Source organism: Paenibacillus sp. P3E (genome assembly GCF_001909045.1).
GTDB classification, from domain to species: domain Bacteria; phylum Bacillota; class Bacilli; order Paenibacillales; family Paenibacillaceae; genus Paenibacillus_AQ; species Paenibacillus_AQ helianthi.
Map to the genome: position 1 here is coordinate 1 of NZ_LVWH01000075.1, position 2,964 is coordinate 2,964.

Genomic DNA, 2,964 nt, shown 5'->3' on the forward strand with positions numbered 1-2,964 from the left:
TATCATTCCTCTCTTCCAGTGGTTTCGGCTTTTCTTTATTTAGTCAATTACTTTATTATAGTTATTCTCATTACACTTCAAATAAGTTTGAATGTGTGAGTATTCTGGCATTGTACTTACTTTGTTCTTTTAGTTACTTTGCGTGTATTTTACATAACGTATTATTGAGCTATCGTTCCCCGTTAGAGCTTAAGTTTTTTGTGAGGAGTATTTCCAAAGGTTGTGTATCAAGTATTAAGCATCCTGCATCTTGGTAGCCTAGTTTTCTATAAAAATGTTGGGCTCCTTCATCAGCCTGAGTGGATGTCATAACCAGATTGAAGCCTTTTTGTATCATTTGTTCTTCCCAAAAGAGGACAACTTGCTTTCCTACCCCCTTGTCTCGATATTGTTCATCAACCCAAATCATGTTCAGGAAAGGGGTGTTGTCCCAAAAATATCCATACCTCATCCATCCGATATTACTTTCATCCGGATTACGAAGAATGTATACCTCATTTCCCTTTATTTTTGACAGTATTAAGCTCTCTGAAATATGAGGGTCACGGTTTCGTATGTATTCATAGTCTGAGTCAGTTGCAAAAACGATCCTCAACTTTATTCCTCCTTTATGCCACATTAGTATCTAATGGCATTCTAACAGAACACAGTTAAGCACGGACAATAAATAACGACTTTAATTAAACTATGCTGCCCGTGAGGAAACTGAATCATTTCGAGGGAGTTTAATGTCCTCTTACCTTCATAACTCCAATTGCAATTCACGGTAAAAGCAGCCAAAACCATAATACTTAGGTAATTGGGAAGTACGTATAATAAGTAAATGGGAAGTTACCTATATAGTCCTCCTTTAGTTGAAAATAGGTTTTTTGCGATGTTTTGTTATTTGTTCAAAAGAATAAGCTATGCGAATTAAGGTAGGTTCAGTAAATGCTTTTCCGGCAAATGTGATACCAAATGGTCTGCCGTTTGCTCCGTACCCTGCGGGGATAGCAATAGATGGATAACCAGCTTTGGCACATATATCCGCTCCAATATAAGCTGGAAACATTATCGCATCTAACTGATAACTATTTATCGCATAATCTATTCATTTCGTTCTGGGCTAGATATAAATCCATAATTGATTCCATGATATAGTCCTTATTTTTCAAGGGATCGGTTAGCCCTTCCCGGAATTCTAATATATCTTGACCATATTTCAGGGCTGCATCTGCATACTTTTCATTCCAATCGATGAGTTCGGACAATGAATGAACCGGCATGTGTGCCGGGAGGCGCTGCAAGTAATTCTCCACTCCATGATTGAATTCTAAATTCATCTTGTTCCAATGCCATGGACCATGAAACGAAGGAATGTCGATATTTTCTACTACTTCGGCTCCTGCTTTTATCAATTCGGAGGATGCTTGATGAAATAGCTCCTCATTATATTCACCAGATTCACGCTGGGAATCTGGCACTTCACAAAAGACCCCAATTCTAGCTCCCTGTAGGCCATTCTTGTCCAAGAACGGTGTGTAGTCCTGTATAGCATGGTCATTACGCCAGGTTGCTGGGTCGCGCTCATCCCTTCCAGCTAATGCGTTAAGCAGAACAACCGCATCTGAAACCGTCCTTGCCATCGGCCCTGCTGTATCTTGTGAATAAGAAAAAGGAATAAGTCCTGAGCGGCTAATTAAGCCGATGGTCGGTTTAATGCCGACAATAGACATCTGTATGGCCGGACTTAGAATTGAAGCGGAGGTTTCTGTGCCTATCGCCGCCGCTGCAAAACTCATGGCCACCGCTGCTGCCGATCCCGTACTGGATCCGCCTACGAAAAAATCACCATAGGGGTGCGCGACCTGCCCCCCCTTTGAACTATAACCTGCCCACATCGTCGAGGAAATACCGTTAGCCCATTCTGTCATATTCGTCTTGCCCAAAATGATGGCCCCCGATTCTCTTAATCGGCGAATCAAGAAAGCGTCCCTCGTACTTACATGCTGTGCTAGTGCTAAAGCTCCCGCACTGGTACGCATCTTGTCTCCGGTTTCAATATTATCCTTAACGAGAATCGGTATGCCATGAAGCGGTCCTCTACTCCCCTTGCGCTGACGTTCTATATCGAGTGCTTCTGCGATGAAAATGGCATCGGGGTTAATTTCCATGATGGAATTTATGTGAGGGCCATCCTGATCATATTTTGCGATACGTGATAAGTAGCAAAACACTAGGTCGTGTCTGAAAACTTTTCATTGAGTCAATTTGAAAATGGCAGCTACGTATACAAACGCCAAGAATGACTTGGCCAATTTGTCGTAACGAGTAGCCACACGGCGAAAATGTTTGATTTTATTGAAAAAGCACTCCACTAAGTGTCGCTCTTTGTACCGATACCAATCGACTTTCCATGGGTTTTGACTATTCGCTTTAGGCGGGATAGTGTAGGATGCCTGCTTAGCTGTAATCCAATTCCGAATCACTTCTGAGCCATAGGCTTTGTCGCCAAGAATATGACTTCCTGTAATATCAAGCTTCTGAAGTAAATCGATCGCTGGAACGGAATCGTAGACTTGACCACCCGTCAGAAGAAAAGCGAGGGGATTTCCTAATCCATCGACGACGGTTGAAGTTTGGTTGTCTTTCCGCCACGACTGACACCGATGTGCTGATTCACTTCGTGTCCTGGGGCGTTTTTTTAGCACCGGCACTATGTTGATGGGCTTTGACCGATGTAGAATCAATGCTCAAGTTTTCAAAGTCAGGTTCGACCTGAAGAGTTTGGAAGATCGCGACAAGCAGTCCGGTATCTCGCCACTTGCAGAAGCGACTGTAGACCGTTTTCCATGAACCATAGCGTTCCTCCGGTAGATCGCGCCAGGCAGCACCACTTCGAGCGATCCATAAAAAAGCATTAAACATGGTTCTTTCACTTAATTTTGACGGACGCCCTGTTTTGTAGGGTGGAAACATGTCCTT

General features: G+C 42.9%; 1 protein-coding gene and 2 pseudogenes. All 3 read right to left on the reverse strand.

The window, feature by feature from the left end:
- Positions 1–169 precede the first annotated feature (169 nt).
- Positions 170–595, reverse strand: a complete 426-nt coding sequence (locus A3842_RS08215) for a GNAT family N-acetyltransferase (protein ID WP_074101042.1) — start codon at positions 593–595, stop codon at positions 170–172.
- A 255-nt stretch (positions 596–850) separates the two neighbouring features.
- Positions 851–2,216: pseudogene (locus A3842_RS08220) on the reverse strand (amidase family protein).
- Between the two features lie 21 nt (positions 2,217–2,237).
- Positions 2,238–2,964, reverse strand: a pseudogene (locus tag A3842_RS31475) (IS5 family transposase); the annotation flags it as partial.